Genomic DNA, 21832 nt, shown 5'->3' on the forward strand with positions numbered 1-21832 from the left:
CCCCCACGGTTGATCGTTCACGCGGTGGTCGGCGTTGCAGTTGGCCTCAGCCTATCGGTCGGCCCGTCCCGATCGGTTCAGGCATACGGTGCACCGGGATCCCGTCCTGCATCGCCTCGTGGCGGTCACCGTCGACCGAAACGACGGCGACGAGATCCTCCCGATCGTCGGATGCCGACTCTTCGAGGGCAGCGATCGCTGCTGCGGTGAGGAACGCGTGCGTAGCCCATTCCGCGGACACGATCTCGGCGGCGTCCTCGGCCGACTGCGCCTGATCGAGGATCAGGGCCGCACCTGCCGTCACCGCGACCACTCCGGCCAGCACCGCCGCAGCGGAGTCGAAACGAGCGGGAACCGCGAGCCGCGAATCGTATTCGACCGACCACTCGGTGACGGCTCTCGCCGCCAGTGCCGCGAGGGTTCCGTGATCGACGACGGTTCCGTCGTTCCCGACCAGGGCCGGACTGTCGGGCCCGAGAACCGCGGTCCGATCGGTGTAGGTCACCGGTCGCGGGGAATGGGCGGCGATCGCATCGACGATGTCGGTGCGGCCGAGTGGGACGACCGTCATCGACCCGGCCCATGCCGGTACGTCGTCTTCGTCGACGACCGCAACCGTCGCGCCCGTCGGCTCGACCGACGCGGTCGTACCGTCCGAATCTGCCGGATCGACGGGAACGAGGGCCGCTCCCGCTTTCGCGACCGCCCAACGCGTCGCGACGGCCTGAACCCCGTCCACGATGGCGACGGCGACGACGACGCCCGGCCCGACGCCGTGGTCGATCAGGAGGCGGGCCAGACGCGACGACTGCTCGTCGAGCTCACGGTAGGTCGTCTCGGCACCGCCCGTGGACAGTGCGGGCGCATCGGGATCGGTGTCGACCGCGGTGGTGAGCACCTGGGGCAGTGTCAGATCCGATCGAACCGGTGCCGAACCGGTATCCGTGGTCTCTCGCGCGTCGGACAGCACCGCTCGTTCGGCGGCATCGAGTACGTCGATGTCTCCGACGATCGCAGACGGTGTTGCCGCCACGGCCTCGGCGATACGAGCGAATCGGGCTGCCAGCGATGCCACGGTGGACTCGTCGAAGATGTCGGCGGCGTACACCCACTCCACGATCAGGGTTCCGGTCCCCGACTCCCCTTCGGCGTGCTGTGTCTCCACCGTCACCTGCAGATCGAACTTCGCCGTCGGCTCGAAGCCGCTCACGGGTTCGACCACCAGGTTCGGCAGCTCGAAGCGCGCATCGCCGTGCGGTTCGACCGACAGGACGGTCTGGAACAGCGGGGTGTACCCGGCATGTCGGTCCGGGGCGATGGCGTCGACCACTCGCTCGAACGGCACGTCGGAGTTGGCGAACGCCCGAAGGTCGTTCTCGCGCAGCGTGTTCAACAGTTCTGCGAAGGTGGCGTCCGGGTCGACGTTCGTCCGCAACGCCAGTGTGTTGACGAACATCCCGACGAGCCCGTCGAGTTGTTCGTGCCCGCGGCCGGCGATGGGTGTGCCGACCGCGAAGTCGCGCGAGCCACTCATTCTCGACAACAACACGCCGAGTACCGCGTGCAGCACCATGAACAGGGTGGCGTTGTTCTCGCGCGCGATGGCGACGAGCCCGGAGTGGGTCGATTCGTCGAGCTGGGTACTCAATCCGGCCCCGCGCAGTGTCGCGGTGGCAGGCCGAGGTCGGTCCCACGGCAGCGACACGACCGGAGTGATGCCGGCCAGTTCGTCCGCCCAGAATGCCAACTGCTCGGACAGTATCGAGCTGGGATCGCTGTCCGATCCCAGGACCTGACGTTGCCACACGGCGAAGTCGGCGTACTGCACCGTCAGCGGTTCGGGAGTGTAGGCATTTCCCGAGGCTGCAGCGAGGTAAGCGGTCATGACGTCGCGGGCCAGGGGCGTCATGGACGCGCCGTCCCCACTGATGTGGTGCATGACGATGACGAACACGTGCTCGTCCGGGCCGGTGCGGAACAGGGCTCCGCGGATCGGTGGTGCCGCGGTGACATCGAAGCCGCCGTGGATCATCGCGCGAACACGATCGGCGGTGTCGGCATCGCTCGGCGCATCGACGGGCGTCAGGTCGGGAACGACACCCTCGACGTCCATGATCTCCTGGTAGGGCGAACCATCGGTGTCCTCCGGATACCGGGTACGAAGCGACTCGTGGCGTTCCACCGTCGAGGTCACCGCAGCCTGCAAAGCAGCGACGTCCAATTCACCCCGGAGACGCAGGGCCAACGGCATGTTGTACGCCCCGGAATCGGGGTCCAGTCGGTTGAGTACCCACATGCGCTGCTGGGCGAGCGAGAGCGGAACCCGTCCGCCGGGTGCCCGTCGCCGCAACGGCACGTCGTTCGCGTCGTCGATACGCGATTCGGCCCGAGCTGCGAGCGCGGCAACGGTCGAGGCCTCGAACAGATCTCGAACACCGACCTTCTTGCCGAGCGCCGCAGCGACGCGTGCGGCGACCCGGGTCGCGATGAGCGAGTTGCCGCCGAGATCGAAGAAGTCGTCGTCCGATCCGACGCGCTCCACGCCGAGCAGTTCGGCGTAGATCTGCGCGATCGTCTCCTCGACGGCAGTTGCGGGAGCGCGGAACGTCTTGACCTCGAACACTGGTTGCGGCAATGCTTTTCGGTCCAGCTTGCCACTGGTGTTGAGCGGGAACTCCGAGAGCACCATCACCGTGGACGGCACCATATATGCCGGCAGTGCACCGCCGACGAACGTGCGCACCTCGGCCGGGTCCAGCGTTCGGTCCGGCCCGGGAACGACGTAGCCCACGAGCTGATCTCCGGCACCTGTCGTCGCGACCACCGCGGTGGCCTGATTGACGTCGGGATGAGTCAACAGCGCGGTCTCGATCTCGCCGAGTTCTATACGCTGGCCACGGAACTTGACCTGGAAGTCGGTGCGTCCGATGTACTCGAGCACCCCGACCGTGTCCTGGCCCGGACGCCATCTGACCAGGTCACCGGTGCGGTACATCCGGTCACCGTTGGTGGCGAACGGGTTGGCCACGAACCGGTCCATCGTCAGGTCGACGCGGCCGAGATAGCCGTCGGCGAGCTGGGTGCCCGCCAGATACAGCTCACCCGCGGTTCCTGCTGCCACCGGGTGCAGTCGCCCGTCGAGAACGTAGGCCTGGGTGTTCCACTCCGGCGCACCGATCGGAACCGTCGAGACATCCCCCGGCCTGGTCTCCCAGAACGTCACCGTCACCGCGGCTTCGGTCGGCCCGTACAGGTTGTGAATGCCGGCCGAGCTGATCGCTCGGAAATCGGTCACCGTTTCCGGCGGTAGCGCTTCGCCGACCACGAACACGTGCCGAAGCGAACGGCACTGTTCCGCTGTGGCGTACGCGGCGAACACCGTGAGCATCGACGGTACGAAATCGGTGATGGTCACGCCGTGCCGAGCGATCCGATCGGCGACGTACGCGGGATCGCGATGGCCGTCCGGTGTGGCCAGAACAACCGTTGCACCGACCCAGAGCGGTAGGAAGAATCCCCACAGCGACACGTCGAATGTCGTTGCAGTCTTCTGCATGTAGACATCGTTCGCGTCGAGCGAATACTGCTGCACCATCCAGGCCATCTCGTTGACGACGGCTCGGTGCGACACCGCAACGCCCTTGGGTCGTCCCGTCGATCCCGAGGTGAAGATGACGTAGGCGGTGTTTCCCGGGCGCACCGGTGCCAGTCGATCGGCGTCGGTCAACGCACCGGTCGCGTGAACGGTGAGGTCGAGAGTGTCGAGTTCGAGAATCGGGAAACGCTCGGGTAGACCCGCCCGATCACCACTGGTGGAGAGGACGACGACCGGCTCCGCGGTGTCGAGGATGTACTCGATTCGATCCGAGGGGTGGTCCGGATCGATGGGCACGTAGGCACCACCGGCTTCGAGGACGGCATAGATGCCGACCATGAGGTCGATCCCGCGCCGCATTCCGAGTGCGACGAGCGATTGCGGCCCGACACCGAGAGACACCAGGTGTCGCGCCAGGCGTTCGACCCGATCCGAGAACTCCGCATACGTGACGGTCGTGTCCTCGAACACCACTGCCGGCGCATCCGGATTCGCAACCACTCGGGCCCGGAACTGCTCGGTCAGCATGACGCCTGCGTCGACCTCGTGCGCGGTGTCGTTCCAGGTCTCGATCACGCGGGTTCGTTCTCGAGCCCCGAGTAGATCGATGTCGCCGACCGCGACCGTGGTGTCGGATACGAAGGTCTCGAGTATGCCGACCAGGCGTGCCAGCACGGAGTCGATGTACGCGGGATCGAACAGATCACTGATGTACTTGAGCGTGAACGAGATTCGGTCCTCGGCCACGACGAGCAGCGTCAGCGGGTAGTGGGTGTTGTCGTTGGAGCTCACGCCCTCGACGGTCATGCCGTCGATGGCCGCGGCCTGTTGCGTCAGTTGCGCTTCGTCCACCGGGTAGGACTCGAAGATGGTCAGCGTGTCGAACAGATTGCCGACGCCGATCGCCCGCTGGATGTCGACCAGCCCCATGTGGTGATGGTCGAGAAGATCTGCTTGTTCACCCTGGATCCGGCCGAGGTACGACTCCACCGTCTCCGCCGGGTCGAATCGCACTCGGACCGGAATGGTGTTGATGAACAGCCCGATCATCGACTCCACGCCCGGCAGACCTGCGGGCCGACCGGAAACCGTTGCACCGAACACGACGTCGGTTCGTCCGGTGATGTGAGCGACCAGCAGACCGTACGCCGCCTGCACCAGAGTGTTGACGGTGACGCCGAGCCTGCCACCGAGCGCTACGAGCGCCGCAGTGGTCTCGACATCGGTCGACGACTCCGCCTCGGCCGATCTCGACGAGATCTCTCGTCCGACACTCGGCGGAGCGACGAAGGTCGGTTCCTCGACACCGTCCAGTGCCCGAGTCCACGCGCTCAGAGACGCAGCCGGGTCCTGTTGATCGAGCCACGCCAGGTACGAGCGATACGTCCGCACCCGAGGCAGCGACTCGGTGGAGCTCTGCGCCGCGTACAGGTACAACAGTTCCTTCATCACCAGCGGCAACGACCATCCGTCGAGCAACACGTGATGATTGGTCATCGCGAGCTTGTACGTGGTCGGCGTGATCCTGACGAGCAGGAATCGCAACAGCGGCGCGGTGGAGACATCGAAGTGTCGACGCTGATCCGCGGCCAGAGCGTCGGCCACGGCAGCGTCGCGTTCGGGTCCGTCGAGATGGGACAGATCGATCGTGTTCCAGGGCAGCCGAACATTTCGCTGGACGATCTGCACCGTCTCGCCGTCCGCGGTCGCGGTGAAGGACGTCCGTAGATTGTCGTACCGGTCCAGGAGTGTCTGCGCCGCGCGGTGCAGGCGATCGTCGTCGACGTCACCGGCGAGGTCGAGCACCACCTGCATCGTGTAGACGTCGATCGACGCGTCCGCGAACAGTGCGTGGAAGAGCAGTCCCTGCTGCAGCGGCGACAGCGACCAGATGTCCGTCAGCTCCGGGTACCGCGCCTCGAAGGACGAGATGTCGGACTGTGAGAGCCGAACCAGCGGCACGTCCGACGGCGTCAGGCCACCCGAACCGGGGGCCTCGGCATGCGCTGCGAGCGCGGTCAACGCGTCCGACCACAGCTGCGCGAGCCGCTCGACGGTCGCCTCGGTCACCGCTCCGGTCGGGAATGCGAACGACGCACTCAGTACGCCGCCGTCGTCGGTGTCGAGGACGATCGCATTGATGTCGACGGTCTTGTTGGCAGCCATGTCGGCGTCACCGGCCGCCGACAGCTCGTTGTCCGCTGCGGGTAGCCATCCGAGCGCCTTCATCTCGTCCGGCACCTCGCCGGTGTTGACGCGTCCGAGGTAGTTGAAGCTGATCTGGCCGGTGCCGAGTTCGGAGAGCTCCGCTGCGGTCTCGGGGTTGAGGTACCGCAACAGTCCCCAGCCCATTCCTCGCTCGGGCAGCTCCAGCATCTGCTCCTTGACCGCCTTGACCGCCTCGCTCAATTGCCGGCCACCGGCGAATGCGGCATCGACGTCGATACCGGTCAGGTCGAGGCGCACCGGGAACAGGCTGGTCAGCCAGCCGACGGTGCGTCCCAGATCGGCTCCAGGCACCACTGCTTCCTCGCGGCCGTGCCCTTCGAGCTGCACCAGCGTGGCCGGTGCCGACATTCCGTGCTCCGCACGCAGTTTCGTGACCGCGAGCGCCAACCCGGCGAGCAACCCGTCGGCGACGCCACCGCGGAAGATCTCCGGCACGGTCGTCAACAGACTGCGGGTCACCTCGGGTGTCAGTTCGACATCGACCCTGTCGAGGGTGGCAACGACGTCGAGTGCAGGATCGAAGGGACGCTCGCCGAGAACGGGGTCCTCGGTGTCGGCGATCCGACGCCACATCGGCAGTTCCGCCAGGCGCGCCTGGCTCGAGGCCGCATCGACCAACGCATGCGTCCACCGCCGCATCGACGTTCCCACCTCGGGAAGAGCCGGGTTCGCTCCCGCGGACAACCGTGCCCACGCGGAGACGAAGTCGGGGATCAGGATTCGCCAGGACACTCCGTCGATCACGAGGTGATGGGCGATGACGGAGAGCGTGCCTGCTTCGGTGGGACCGTGATCGACCCATACGAAGGCCAGCATGCGCCCGGCCTCGGGGTCGAGGGTTCCGACAGCGGAATCGAATGCCGTTGCAGCGGAATCCGTGTCGGCCACGGTCAGCAATGAGCCCGCGTCGACACTCCCCGGTGCCGCAGCGTCGAGCCCCCACCCACGGTCGTCGTGGACCAGGGTGGAGCGCACCACGTCGTGTCGATCGATCACGGCGTTCAGCGTCGCGAGAATTCCGGCTCGGTCTATGCCGATCGGCAGTTCGAGCGTGACGGCCTGGTGGAAGCGCGACCGGCCCCCACTGCGCTCCATCAGTGCGGCACCGAACGGCGGCAACGGCATCCAGCCGATTCCACCGCCGTCGAGTTCCTCGAGCACGACCGCGTCGCTGCCTTCGCCGACGGTCACCGCGATCTCGGCGAGACCCGCGACGGTCTTGCGCTCGAACACATCTCGTGGCCCGAATTGGATTCCCCGCGCCTTCGCGCGGGAGACCAGCTGGATGGAGACGATACTGTCGCCCCCGAGCGCGAAGAACGAATCGTCGACGCCGACGGTGTCGAGCCCGAGCACGTCCGCGAAGACCTCCGCGATGATGCGTTCGGTATCGGTACTGGCGGTGCGGTATTCGGCGTCGCTTCCGAACTCCGGTTCCGGTAGTGCTCGTCGGTCGAGCTTGCCGTTCGGGCCGAGCGGCAAGGCGTCGAGAGTCACGAGACCGGCGGGAACCATGTACTCGGGCACCGATGCGGCGACGGCAGCGGTGACCGCGTCGGCGTCGATCGTCGCCCCGGCAGCGGCCACGAGGTAGCCCACCAGGATTTCACCGGCCGACGGCGTCCGACGCACGAGGACCACCGCCTGGTCGACGGACGGGTGTGCCGTCAGCGCGGCCTCGATCTCGCCCAGCTCTATCCGCAGTCCGCGCAGCTTGACCTGGAAGTCGGTGCGACCGAGGTATTCGAGCTCACCGTCGGCGGTCCACCGAACCAGGTCTCCGGTGCGGTACATCCTCGACCCGGCAGTGCCGTGCGGGTCGGCGACGAACCGGTCCGCGGTGAGGTCAGCACGCCCCAGATATCCACGGGCGAGTTGAACCCCGGCGAGATACAGCTCCCCGGGTACCCCGACCGGAACCGGGTGCAGGCGTGCATCGAGCACGGTGACTCGGGTGTTCCAGACCGGAGCGCCGATGGGGACCGACGCGATGTCGGCCGGCACCACGCGGTGGTAGGTCACGTCGACTGCGGCCTCGGTCGGGCCGTACAGGTTGTGCAGCTCGGTGGTCGGCAGTGCAGCGCGCAGGGCCGACGCGACCGAGGCAGGCAGCGCCTCGCCGGAGGCGAAGACCGCACGCAAACCGGTGCACTTCGAGACGCCGTCGGCGGCGGCGAACACCGCGAGCAGCGAGGGCACGAAGTGGGCAACGGTGATACCGCGTTCGGCGACGGTGTTCACCAGGTAGATCGGATCCCGATGACCGTCGGGTTCGGCGATCACGAGCTCGGCACCGATCTGCAACGGCCAGAACAGCTCCCACACCGACACGTCGAACGTGACCGGCGTCTTCTGCAACACCTTGTCGCTCTCGGTGAGTGAGTACTCCGCCTGCATCCACAGCAATCGGTTGACGATCGACTCGTGGCTCACCGCGACACCCTTGGGGCGACCGGTCGATCCAGACGTGAAGATGACGTAGGCGATGTCGGCGGGCCGCAGCGGTGCGATCCGCTCGGCGTCGGTCATCGGTGCAGCGGACACACCTGTGGTGTCGACGGCGTCGACCAGGATTCGGGTGACATCGGATCGGAGTTCGGTGCCGTCTCGCTCGGTCGTGAGCAGGACCACCGGTGCCGCGGTGTCGAGGATGTACCCGATTCGTTCGGAGGGCAGATCCGGATCGACCGGAACGTAGGCACCACCGGCGGTGAGCACCGCATAGATGCCCACCAGCATGTCGACCGATCGCCGCATGGCGGTCGCCACGACGGTTTCCGGGCCCACCCCTTCCGAGACGAGAACTCGCGCCAGTGCGTTCACGCGGTCCGAGAACTCGCGATAGCTCACCCGTTCGTCGCCGAAGCTCGTCGCGATGTTCTCCGGGCTCGCCGCAACCCGGGACTCGAACAGGGACACCAGCGTCGCCGCGGCATCCACCTCGTGCCCGGTCGCGTTCCACTCCTCCAGGACGCGCGAGCGCTCACCGTCCTCGAGAATGTCGACGTCACCGACCACGCGATCCGGGTCGTCGACGAGAGTGCCGAGAACGCGCACCAGGCGACGCGCGAGCGAACTCATGGTCGACTCGTCGAACAGATCTGTGGCGTAATCGAATTGGACGTCGATACCGGCGGGAGCGCCGGATTCGTCGACGTTCTCCCACAGTGTGACCTGCAGATCGAACTTGGCGAACGCGCTGCCGAGGTCTATTCCCTCGACAACGAGCTCGGGCAGCGTCAACGTCTGCCGTTCGAGGTTCTGGAAGGTCAGCATGACCTGGAAGATCGGATGCCTGGCCTGAGACCTGTCCGGTGCCAGCTCGTCGACGAGCCGCTCGAACGGCACGTCGGCATGCCCGAAGGCACCGAGATCGGCGTCTCGGACGAGCGCCAGTTGCTCGCGCAACGACGCCGCCGGGTTCACCCCGGTACGCAGCGCGAGCGTGTTGACGAACATGCCGACGAGTCCGTCCAGATCGGCGTCGCCTCGGCCTGCCACCGGGGTTCCGATCGTGACGTCGTCGGTTCCCGCCATCGAAGACAGCAATACGGCCAGGGCGGTGTGCACCACCATGAAGTCGGTCGCATTGGCGGATCGAGCGAGGCGGGCGATGTTCGACTGCAGGGCCGCATCGATCGAGAAGTTGTACGCCGCACCACGATACGACGCCACGGCGGGCCGTGGACGGTCGGTGGCCAGATCGAGCTGCGCCGGCGCTCCCGCGAGGACCGCCGTCCAGTACGCCAACTGAGCTGCCAGTGGCGACTCGGGGTCGTCCGCCGAACCGAGGACGTCCCGCTGCCACAGGGTGTAGTCCGCGTACTGCACGGCAAGTGGTGCCCACTGCGGACTCTCCCCCGCTACGCGGGCGGTGTAGGCGAGCATGACGTCCCGGGTCAGCGGCCCCATCGAGAATCCATCCGCGGCGATGTGGTGCGCCACGAACGCCAGTACGTACTCGGACTCGCTCAGCCGCAGAATCCGGACCCGAACCGGAACGGCACGGGTCACGTCGAATCCGGCCGAGACGAAGGTTCGCAGGACCTGCTCCACGGAGCCGGCATCGACGTCGTCGACGGCCACCGTCACGCCCGCCTCGGCGGTACCGAGAACCACCTGACTGCCTCGTCCGTCGACCTCCGGGTAGACGGTGCGCAGAATTTCGTGGCGTGCGATCACATCGAGGACGGCACTCGACAGAGCATCGGCATCGATATTGCCGGACAACCGAATTGCCACCGGAATGTTGTTCACGGCAGAGGTCGGATCGAACTGGCTCAGGAACCACATGCGCTGCTGCGCCATCGACAGCGGAACCACGTCGGGCCGCGGACGTGCCGTGAGGGCCCGTCGTGCACCGGTGCCCACCTTGGATTCGACGGCACGGGCGAGCGAGAGAACGGTCGGCGACTCGAATATCGATCGCACCGGCACCTGAGTGTCGAGCGCGGCTCCCAGTCGGGAGACCACCTGGGTCGCGATCAGCGAGTTGCCGCCGAGCGCGAAGAAGTCGTCGTCCAGACCGACGCGTTCCACCGAGAGCACCTCGGCGAACACCGTCGCCACTGCCTCTTCGACCGGGTTGGTCGGTGCGCGGAACTGTACGGTCTCGAACTGCGGCTCCGGCAACGCTTTTCGGTCCAGCTTCCCGTTGGCGTTGCGAGGCAATGCATCGAGGATCACGAAAGCCGACGGAACCATGTACGACGGCAGCCGGCCGGACAGAGCCGAGCGCAGCCCGTCGGGGTCCACCGTGGCACCGGCAGCGGGCACAACGTAGGCCACGAGCCGGGCGCCGAGTCCGGTGTCGTCGAGTGCAAGCACCGCAACGTCGCCGACCTCGCTCAGCGACCCCAGTGCAGCATCGATGTCACCGAGTTCGATGCGGAATCCACGGATCTTGACCTGGAAGTCGGTTCGGCCGACGTACTCGAGTTGGCCGTCCTTGCGCCAGGTGACGAGGTCGCCGGTGCGGTACAGCCGTCCGCCCGGAGTGAACGGGTCGGCCACGAAGCGCTCCGCGGTCAGGTCCGGCCGAGCGACGTAGCCCTCGGCCAGCTGCACGCCCGCGAGATAGAGCTCGCCTGCCACGCCAACCGGTACCGGTGCCAGGCGTGAGTCCAGGACGTAGACCCGAGTGTTCCATTCGGGTTCACCGATGGGTACGGAGGTGCCGCTCGTCCGGGCGACGCGATGTGCGGTCACCGACACAGCGGCTTCCGTCGGGCCGTACAGGTTGTCCAGTCGCGCGGTGGAGGCACGCAGTGCGCGGTCTGCGGTCGCCACCGGAAGCGCCTCACCGATCGCCAGGATCCTCTTCAGACTCTCGGGAAGTGATCCCGCCGACGCGGCGACGAGGGCGTCGAGCACGGAGGGCACGGTGTGCAGCGTGGTGACCGATCGTTGGGCGATCAGGTCCACCAGATAGGCCGCATCACCCTGTGCACCGGCCTCGGCGATCACGACGGCACCGCCGGAGATCGTCGCCACCCAGAATTCCCAGACGGACAGGTCGAACGTCGCTGCGGTCTTGAGCAGCACCCGGTCGGTGCTGTCGATTCCGTAATGCTCTGCCTGCCAGAGCAACTGGTTGACGATCGCGCGGTGGCTCACCGCGACGCCCTTGGGTCGACCGGTCGATCCGGACGTGAAGATGACGTACGCGGTGTTGGCGGCGCGCAGCGGAGCGATGCGCTCGGCGTCGGTGACGGGCGCATCGGACAACGCCGCATCCGAATCGTGCAGCCTGGGGTCGGTGTCGATCGACACGACCGGCACCGTTGCGGTGTCGATGTCGACACCGGCGGTGCTGAGCACCAGCGCCGGAGCGGCGACCTCGAGGATGTAGGTGTTCCGCTCGGCGGGCTGATCGGGGTCGATCGGCACGTACGCGCCGCCGGCCTTGGTGACTGCGTACATGGCCACCAGCAACTCGACGGACCTGCGGATTGCCAGGGCCACGGTCACCTGGGGGCCGACCCCCGAAGCGATCAGGACCCGCGCAAGCCGGTTGATCCGTGCGTCGAACTCACGGTAGGTCAGCGATTGCCGCGCGTCGATCAGCGCGATCGCGTCCGGGTCCGCCTGCACCCGACGGTCGAACAGTGCCGCCAGGGTCGGATCGGAGTCGACCGGATGCGCGGTGTCGTTCCATTCGTGCACGATGGTGTTGCGTTCGGTCGCTGTGAGGACATCGAGATCCCCGACGACGACCGAGGGGTCGTTCGCCACGGCCCGCAGCACCTCGACGAATCGCTCGACGAAACCGTCGATGGTCGATCGGTCGAACAGGTCTGTGGCGTAACTGAATTCGGCCGCCAACTCGGCCGGTGAACCGTCCGATTCGTACTGGTCCGATATCGACAGCTGCAGATCGGTCTTGGCCGTCGTCGTGTCGGCGTCGACCGCACTGACCGTCAACCCGGGGAGCTCGAACGTCGAATCGGCGAGGTTCTGGAAACTCAGGCCGATCTGGAACAACGGGTTGCGGGCGGTCGAACGGACCGGGTTGAGCACCTCGACGAGGCGCTCGAACGGCACGTCCGCATGCGCGAATGCGGACAGGTCACGCTCGCGCGACTGCGCGAGCAGCTCCTCGAACGTCATCGACGGCTCGACCGTCGACCGGAACACCAACGTGTTGACGAACATTCCGATCATGGGATCGAGGGCACGCTCGCCGCGGCCGGCGATGGGGCTGCCGATGGCGATGTCCTCGGAACCGGAGAGCTTGGCCAGGAACACCGCGAACGCCGAGTGCACGACCATGAACAACGTGGACCGATGTGCGCGTGCAAGTTCGGCGAGACCCTGGTGCAGTCCCGCGTCGACGGTGAAACGCACCGTGTCGCCACGGAAGCTCTGGCTCGGCGGGCGTGGGCGATCGGCGGGAAGCGCCAGCTGATCCGGCAGGTCGGCCAGAGCCTGCTTCCAGAACGAAACCTGCCGGGCGGCAAGTGAATCGGGATCGGATTCGGAACCGAGTACGTCACGCTGCCACAAGGCGAAGTCGACGTACTGCACGGGGAGCGGTTCCCAGTCCGGCGCGCTACCGGTCGAGCGCGCGGTGTACGCAGTCATGATGTCCACTGCCAACGGGCCCATCGAGGCACCGTCCGCCGAGACGTGGTGAACGACGAATGCCAGAACGTACTCGGCATCGGCGACGCGGAACAGTCGGGCATCGACCGGCACCTCGGCGGTGACGTCGAAGCCGCGTCGGAAGAATTCCCCGACGACCGCCGCGACATCGTCCTGCTCACCGGCGGACAGGTCGCGGACGGTCAGGTCCAAGGAGACCTCGGCGGCCGGAAGTACCTGCTGGTACGGGCCTTCGGGCGAATCGGGGTACTGCGTCCGCAGCGATTCGTGACGTTCGAGAACGTCGAGAACGGCCGAGTGCAACGCCGCGACGTCGAGGTCACCCGACAGCCGCACCGCGAACGGGATGTTGTCCACCGACGACGTGGTGTCGAACCGGTTCAGGAACCAGTAGCGCTGCTGGGCCGACGACAGGGGCGGGCGTTCCGGACGCGGTCTCGGTGCCAGTGTCGCCCTCGAACCGGACCCGACGGCTGTCTCCACGTGCGCCGCCAGCGCCGCAACGGTCGGGCTCTCGAACAGGGCCCGTACCGGCACCACGGTGTCCAGAGCCGCGCCGAGCCGCGAGACGACCTGCGTTGCGATCAACGAGTTTCCGCCGAGTGCGAAGAAGTCGTCGTCGAGCCCCACCCGGTCGATACCGAGCACACCGGCGAACACATCCGCGACGGTCTCCTCGACCGCGGTGGTGGGTGCCCTGAACCGACCGGCCTCGAACACCGGGGCAGGTAGTGCGGTCCGGTCGAGCTTGCCGACCGGGGTCAGCGGGATCGTATCGAGAACCACGATGGACGCCGGAATCATGTACCCCGGCAATGACTTTCCGACGAAGGCGGCGAGTTCCTCGACATCGATCACGCTGCCGCGCACGGGCAGAACGTAGGACACGAGAGTCGTGACGCCGGAGGGAAGCAGATGACCCACTGTCACTGCGAAATCGACGCTGGGATCGGCGGCGAGCGCCGAGTCGATCTCGCCGAGCTCGATGCGGAATCCGCGCACCTTCACCTGGAAATCGGTGCGTCCCACGAACTGCAGCTGCAGGTCGTCCGTCCACCGCACCACGTCGCCGGTGCGGTACATCCGTGCGCCGTCGATGCCGTACGGGTTGGCCACGAAGCGCTCGGAAGACAGACCGGGCCTACCGAGATAGCCGCGAGCGAGCGCACCGCCCGACAGATAGAGGTCACCCGCAACACCGGTCGGCACCGGTTCGAGTCGGGAATCGAGGATGAGCACGGACATGCCGTGGATGGGTCGACCGATGGTGATCGGTGCGCCGGGCGTCAACTCGGCGAAGCTCGAGATGATCGTCGTCTCGGTCGGCCCGTATCCGTTGAAGTACTTTCGGCCCGGTGCCCATCGGGCGAGCAGCTCGGGAGTGGTCACATCGCCGCCGACCGAGAGCACTTCGAGCGAGTCGATACCGTGCGGATCCATCGTGCCCAGAACTGCCGGGGTGATGATGGTGTGGGTGACCTTCTCCGCCTTCAGCAGTTCGGACAGCTCGGTGCCGCCGAGAATCGACGCAGGCACGACCACCAACGTCGCACCGACGGAGAACGCTGCCATCCATTCCAGGACCGAAGGATCGAAGTTGGGCGAGCAGACGTGCAGGAACCTCGAGGCCGGTTTCAGGTGGTACAGGTCGGTTGCTGCGTCGAGAACACCGCCGAGTCCGGCGTGCGTGACGACGACGCCCTTCGGCTTACCCGTCGAGCCGGAGGTGTAGATGACGTAGGCCGGGTTCTGGAACGTGACGGGCCGCAGTCGGTCGGCGTCGGTGACCGGCTCGGCGGACCGGGTGCGGACCTCGGCCACGAACTCGTCGTCGTCGAGGCTCGACCACGGAAGACTCGGGTGTCCGGCGGACAGCGCATCCGAATGCGCGCTGGTGGTCAGACCGAGCATGGCACCGGAGTCGGCGATCATGTGCCCGATTCGGTCCTCCGGATACGTGGGATCGACGGGCAGGTGGGCCGCACCCGACTTCGCCACTGCCCACACCGCCAGCACCATGAGGTAGGAGCGTTGAAATGCGAGTGCCACAACGCATTCGGGGCCCGCACCGCGTTCGATGAGAACGCGTGCGAGCTGGGAGGAGGTCGCGTCGAGTTCGGCGTAGGAGATCGATCGTCCCTCGTACCTGATGGCCACGGCCGACGGATCGAGGGCGGCTCCGGCCGTGAGTATCTCGGCCAGGGTGCCGCCGGCCAGCACGTCGTCACCGTGCACGTGTGTGAGGCGGTCGTACTCGTCGTCGTAGAGAATCGACAGGTCGCCGACCGGAACGTCCGGTGTGGTGGCAACCGCGTCGAGCAACCACCGGAATCGGCGCGAGAACACTTCGATCGTCTTCTCGTCGAACAGATCTCGCGCATAGACGAAGCTGGCCGCGAGACCGGCTCCACCGGGCTTCTCGTGCAGGGTCAACGACAGGTCGAACTTGGCGGTGTCGACCTCGACGTCCACGGCGGAGACCGTGAGTCCCGGAAGCTCGAAGTGGCTCGGCGGGAGGTTCTCGAAGGCGATCGCCACCTGGAACAGCGGATGACGCGCCGTCGACCGTTCGGGCTCGAGCAGATCGACCAGTCGCTCGAACGGGATGTCCGCGTGCGCAAACGCCTCGAGGTCCACGTCACGGATCTGTGCCAGCAGTTCGGTGAATCCTCGGCTTCGGTCGACCTTCGTGCGCAGCACCAACGTGTTGACGAACATGCCGATCACGTCGTCGAGTACTGCCTCGCCTCGTCCGGCCACGGCCGTACCGACGGCGACGTCGTCGGAGGTCGACATCCGCGCCAGGAACAGGGCGAGGGCACCGTGGACGACCATGAACAACGTGGTTCCGGTCGACTTGGCCAGCTCGGTCAGCGACTCGTGCACCTCGGCATCGATGTCGAACTGGAATCGCCCGCCCTCGTACGACTGCACCGCCGGACGGGGCCGGTCGTACGGCAAGGTCAGCTCGCTCGGCAGATCCGCCAGTGCAGTACGCCAGTAGTCGGCCTGCGTTGCCATCAGGCTGCCCGGTTCGGTGTCGTCTCCGAGAACGTCACGCTGCCATACGGCGAAGTCGGCGTACTGCACCGCCAGTGGTGTCCACGCGGGAGAGTCTCCGGCCACTCGGGCCACGTACGCAGTCATGACGTCGCGGGTCAGCGGACCCATCGACCAACCGTCGGCGCTGATGTGGTGTACCACGAACACGAGCACGTACTCGTCGTCCGAGATTCGGAAGAGCTTGGCGCGCAACGGAGCCGACTCCGTCACGTCGAAGCCCTCGGACGCGAAGGCGACGAGGTCGCCGATCACCTGTTCCGCCGAGGAGGCGATCGGGGTCAGGTCCGGTGCGACGGACGCGGCGGACAGGACCACCTGGTGCCCGGTGCCGTCCACGCTCGGGTACACGGTGCGCAGCGCTTCGTGTCGGTCGAGGACATCGGTGACTGCGGACTGCAGCGCGGAGACGTTCAGCGCACCGGAGAGCCGGATGGCCACCGGAATGTTGTTGACGGCGGATTCGGGCTCGAAGCGGTTCAGGAACCACATCCGCTGCTGTGCCAGGGAGAGCGGGATCTGCTCGGGGCGCTCCTGCGGCACCAACGGTGCCGAAGTCCCGTTTCCGACATGGCTTTCCAATGCTGCCGCCAGGGCCGCAACGGTACTGGCCTCGAACATCACGCGGACGGGCACGGTCGTGCGCAACTCGGTACCCAGCCGCGAGGCGACCCGGGTTGCGACGAGCGAGTTTCCGCCGAGGGCGAAGAAGTCGTCGTCGACGCCGATGCGGTCGATGCCGAGAACGGCAGCGAACACCTCGCCGACGATCTCCTCCATGGGATTCGTCGGAGCCCGGTACTCGGTCGCCTGGAAGTGCGGATCCGGCAGCGCTTTCCGGTCGAGCTTGCCACTGGCACCGAGTGGGAACTCGGCCAGTTCGACCAGTGCGGCCGGAACCATGTACTCGGCCAATCGTTCACGCAGCGCCCCGAGGACCTGGCTGTGGTCGACCGGTCCGTCGGCGGGAACGACGTAGCCCACCAGCTGGTCTCGACGGACCAGCACCACCGCTTGCTCGATGCCGGACAGTTCCAGCAATGCCGATTCGATCTCGCCGAGTTCGATGCGCAGGCCGCGCAGCTTCACCTGGAAGTCCGACCGACCGATGTACTCCAGTTCACCATCGGGAAGCCACCGCACCACGTCACCGGTGCGGTACATCCGAGAACCCCCGGGTCCGAACGGATCCGCGACGAAGCGGTCCGCGGTCAGGTCGGGGCGTCCCACGTAGCCGCGGGCCAGCTGAGTGCCTGCGAGATAGAGCTCGCCGGTCACCCCTGCCGGTACCGGAACCAGGTGCGAGTCGAGCACGTAGACAGAGGTGTTCCACACCGGCGCACCGATGGGCATGACTTCCGAGTCCTCGTCCGTGACCGCGTGATAGGTCACGTCGACCGCAGCCTCGGTCGGGCCGTACAGGTTGTGCAGTGACAGTTGTGGCAGGGCAGCGCGCAACGCATGCGCTGTCGTGGGGGGAAGCGCTTCGCCGGAGGCGAAGACCAGGCGGAGCGATTCGGCAGCGTGCGGTGCGCGCCGAGCTTCGGGTACGAACACCGACATCATCGACGGCACGAAGTGCACCACCGACACATGCTCACGAGCAATCACATCGAGCAGATACAACGCATCCCGATGACCATCCGGAACAGCGATGGCCACCGACGCACCGTTCTGCAACGCCCAGAAGAACTCCCACACCGACACATCGAACGTCGACGGAGTCTTCTGCAACACCACATCCCCGGCGCTCAACCCGTACTCGTGCTGCATCCACAACAACCGATTCACGATCGCCGCGTGCGAAACCCCCACACCCTTCGGACGACCCGTCGAACCCGACGTGAAGATCACATACGCGAGATTCGACGCCCGCAACGGAGCCGTGCGCTCGGCATCGGACAACGGCAACGGCGACAGACCCGACACATCGACAGCGTCGATATCGACCGTCTCGACCCCCGCGAACTCCACATGATCACGCGTCGTCGACAACACCCGAACCGGAGCCGCCGTCGCCACGATGTACTCGTTACGATCCACCGGCTGCGACGGATCGATCGGCACGTACCCCGCACCGGCCTTCACGATCGCATACATACCCACGAACAGGTCCAGACTCCGCCCGATCGCGAGCCCCACCAGCGAATCAGGACCAACCCCCACCGACACCAGAAGTCGCGCAAGACGATTCGCACGCCCCGCGAACTCCGCATACGTCAACCGCTCACCCTCGAACACCAACGCCTGCGCATCCGGAGTCTCGGCCACCTGACGATCGAACAGGTCGACCAGCGTTGTGCCCGAATCGATTTCGGACGCCTCTCCGGCACCGAGCGCGAGAATGGACGTGCGCTCGGCCGGGTCGATCAAGTGGATGTCACCGATCGTGGCCGTGGGCGAGTCGGTGATCGCTGCCAGAATCCGCTCGAACCGCCGACCGAATTCGGCCATAGTGGATTCGTCGAAGAGGTCGGCGGCGTAGGTCAGCGCCACGGTCAGACCCGACGGCTCGCCTTCTGCGGCAATCGAATTCCACAACGTCACCTGCAGGTCGAACTTCGCCAGATCCGCCTCGTAGTCGAGTGCGGCAACGCGAAGACCCGGGATCTCCACCGAGGTCTGGTCGAGATTCTGGAACGTGAGCATCACCTGGAACAGCGGATGGCGGGCCTGCGACCGCGCCGGAGCCAACGCGTCGACCAGCTTCTCGAACGGCACGTCGGCGTGCGAGAACGCCGCGAGGTCGACGCCTCTCACCTCACGCAGGAAGTCCTCGAACGTCGCGTCCGATTCGACGGCGGTGCGCAGAACCAGGGTGTTGACGAACATACCGATGACGTTGTCGAGCACTGCGTCGCCACGTCCGGCCACCGGTGTTCCGATCGAGATGTCCTCGCTGGCAGAGAGTTTGGCGAGCAGAATCGCCAGTGCGGCGTGCACGACCATGAAGGTGGTCGCACCGTGTGCACGGCCGAGCTTCTCGAGCGAGAGAACCAGGTCTGCATCGATCTCGAACTTGTACGTGCCACCTCGGGTGGTGGCGACGGCAGGACGGGGCCGGTCGGTCGGCAGTTCCAGTTGGTCGGGCGCTCCGCCGAGGCGTCCGCGCCAATATTCCTGCTGAGCCGAGAGCACCGACTCGGGGTCGTCCTCGTTGCCGAGAACCTTTCTCTGCCACAGCGTGAAGTCGGCGTACTGCACCTCGAGCGGCGTCCACTGCGGGTCGTGGCCGTTCGAGCGGGCAACGTAGGCCGTCACCACGTCGCGAGTGAGCGGACCCATGGAGAATCCGTCGGCGGCGATGTGGTGGACCACGAACGCGAGCACGTGCTCGGTGTCCGACAACGCGAGCAGCAATGTCCGGAAGGGTAGCTGCACCGACAGGTCGAACGGGCGTAGAGCGAACTCGAGCAGGGTGGCGGGAAGCTCCGCCTCGTCCGCCGCCGAGATCTCCAGTTCGACTGTTGCCGAATCGGATGCGAGTACGTGCTGGTAGCCGACGCCGTCGCGGTCCGGGAACACGGTGCGCAGCGACTCGTGCCGATCGAGAACGTCGGCGAGCGCGGCACGCAGCGCCGTGAGGTCGAGTGCACCGGACAGGGTCAGGGCGACCGGGATGTTGTTGACGGCAGATTCGGGCTCGAATCTGTTGAGGAACCACATGCGCTGCTGAGCCAGCGACAGCGGGACGTGGTCGTGATCCGGCTGCGCGGTCAACGGAATGCGGTGGCCGGTCGAATCCGACGCGTCAACGGCCGCGGCGAGTTCGGCAACGGTCGGAGCGTCGAAGAAGGCACGGACGTCGACGGCCGAACCACGTTCGGCGTTGACCCGCGCGATCACGCGGGTGGCGTTGAGGGAGTTGCCGCCGAGTGCGAAGAAGTCGTCGTCGACACCGATGCGTTCGATACCGAGCACGGTCTCGAAGATCGAGACCAACGCGGTCTCGGTCTCGGTGCTCGGTGCGCGGTATTCCTGCACCTGCGATGCGAAATCGGGCGCAGGCAGCGCTTTTCGGTCGAGTTTGCCGCTCGCGTTCAGCGGAAACTCGTCCAGGACGACGAACACCGACGGCACCATGTATTCCGGCATGCGCCGTCGCACCGCGTCCGCGAGGCCGTCGTGATCGAGATCGGGATCGGTGCTGACGACGTATCCGACGAGCTGCTGTTCCGACTGCTCGGACGAATGGAGCAGCACGGCCGCCTGAGTCACCTCGGGCTCGGCGAGCAGCGCCGATTCGATTTCGCCCAGCTCGATGCGCAGGCCGCGCAGCTTGATCTGGAAGTCGGTGCGCCCGATGTACTCGATGAGGCCGTCGCCGCGTCGGCGCACCAGGTCACCGGTGCGGTACATGCGGTCACCCGGCTCACCGAACGGGTCGGCCACGAACCGGTCGGCGGTCAGGTCGGTGCGTCCGAGGTATCCGCGAGCGAGCTGCACGCCCGCGAGATAGAGCTCACCCTCGACTCCGCGGGGCGATCGCCGCAGTCCTTCGTCGAGCACGTAGAGGTCGGTGTCGTCGACGGCAGCGCCGATGGGAACCGAGGCTTCTTCCACCTGTTGGGTTCGGTAGTACGTGACATCGACGGCCGCTTCCGTCGGCCCGTACAGATTGTGCAGTTCCGCGTTCGAGATGGAGTGGAACGCGTTGACGGTGCGCGCCGGGAGTGCCTCGCCGGAGGCGAACACCATTCGGAGCGAATCGGCCTGCGCAGCAGTGGGTTCGGCGACGTACACCGAGAGCATGGACGGGACGAAGTGCGTCACGCTCACGCTGCGCTCGCCGATGACGCGGGCGAGGTAGGCGGGGTCGCGGTGGCCCTCGGGCTCGGCGATCACGAGCGTGGCACCGATCTGCAACGGCCAGAAGAACTCCCACACCGATACGTCGAACGTGAACGGTGTCTTCTGCAGCACGACGTCGTCGGTGCTCATCGCATATTCGCGCTGACGCCAGGAGATGTTGGCGACGATGGCCCGATGGCTCACCGCCACGCCCTTCGGACGTCCCGTCGAACCGGAGGTGAAGATGACGTAGGCGAGGTCGTCCTCGGTCAGGGCTCCGCGCCGGTCGGCATCGGTGATCCGCCCTTCCGGCACCTCGGTCAGGTCGACGTCGTCGACGAGAACGGTGACGGTGCCCTCGGGCAACCGAGGCATGTCCGTCGTGGTCGTCAGAACGAGGACCGGGTTCGCGATGTCGAGAACGTACCCGAGTCGATCGACCGGATGGTCCGGGTCCAGCGGAACGTATGCCCCGCCTGCTGCGGAGATCGCGTACATGCCCACCAGCAGATCGAACGATCGACGGATCGACAGTCCCACCGCTGAATCGGGGCCGACACCCTGTGCGATCAGTACCCTGGCGAGACGCTCGACGGAAGCGGCGAACTCGGCGTAGGTGCGAGTCTCGTCGCCGAAGACCAGCGCAGGTGCGTCCGGGGTGCGCTCGGCCTGATCGGCGAACAGCGCGTACAGCGTGGTGGCTTCGGGATCGGCAGAACTCGACGTCGAATCAACGGCACCGAGAACGGACACAGCATCGGTGACGACGGTCGACACGACCGAGTCCAGACCACCTTCGGTGGCCTCGATCAGGCCCGCGAGGGTGTTGGACAGCACGACCGGGACCAGCGCGTCGGGGCCGAGGACGCCTCCCATGGCCGCGTCGAGGGTGGTGATCTCCTCGTCCAGGCGGGCGTAGGTCAGTTCCGTACCGAGGTGCGTGAGAGCCACGCGGTCGGGTTCGACCGCTGCAACGCTCCGAACCAAGCGCGGAAGGTCCTCGACCGTCAGAGCTGCATCGCTTCGACGTCCTACCGCCATCTAACTTTTCCT

1 protein-coding gene is annotated in these 21832 nt (G+C 66.4%); it reads right to left on the minus strand.

Annotation, left to right across the window (positions count from 1 at the left end):
• Positions 1–46 precede the first annotated feature (46 nt).
• Positions 47–21820, minus strand: a complete 21774-nt coding sequence (locus CH296_RS01475) for a non-ribosomal peptide synthetase (protein WP_094683850.1) — start codon at positions 21818–21820, stop codon at positions 47–49.
• Between the last annotated feature and the right edge of the window lie 12 nt (positions 21821–21832).

This window comes from Rhodococcus sp. 14-2496-1d, from assembly GCF_002259365.1.
Taxonomy (GTDB): Bacteria; Actinomycetota; Actinomycetes; order Mycobacteriales; family Mycobacteriaceae; genus Rhodococcoides.

What these genes read in the sequence shown, in the direction of transcription:
- CH296_RS01475 (WP_094683850.1), bottom strand. Translation starts at nt 21,820, where the DNA reads ATGGCGGTAGGACGTCGAAGCGATGCAGCTCTGACGGTCGAGGACCTT.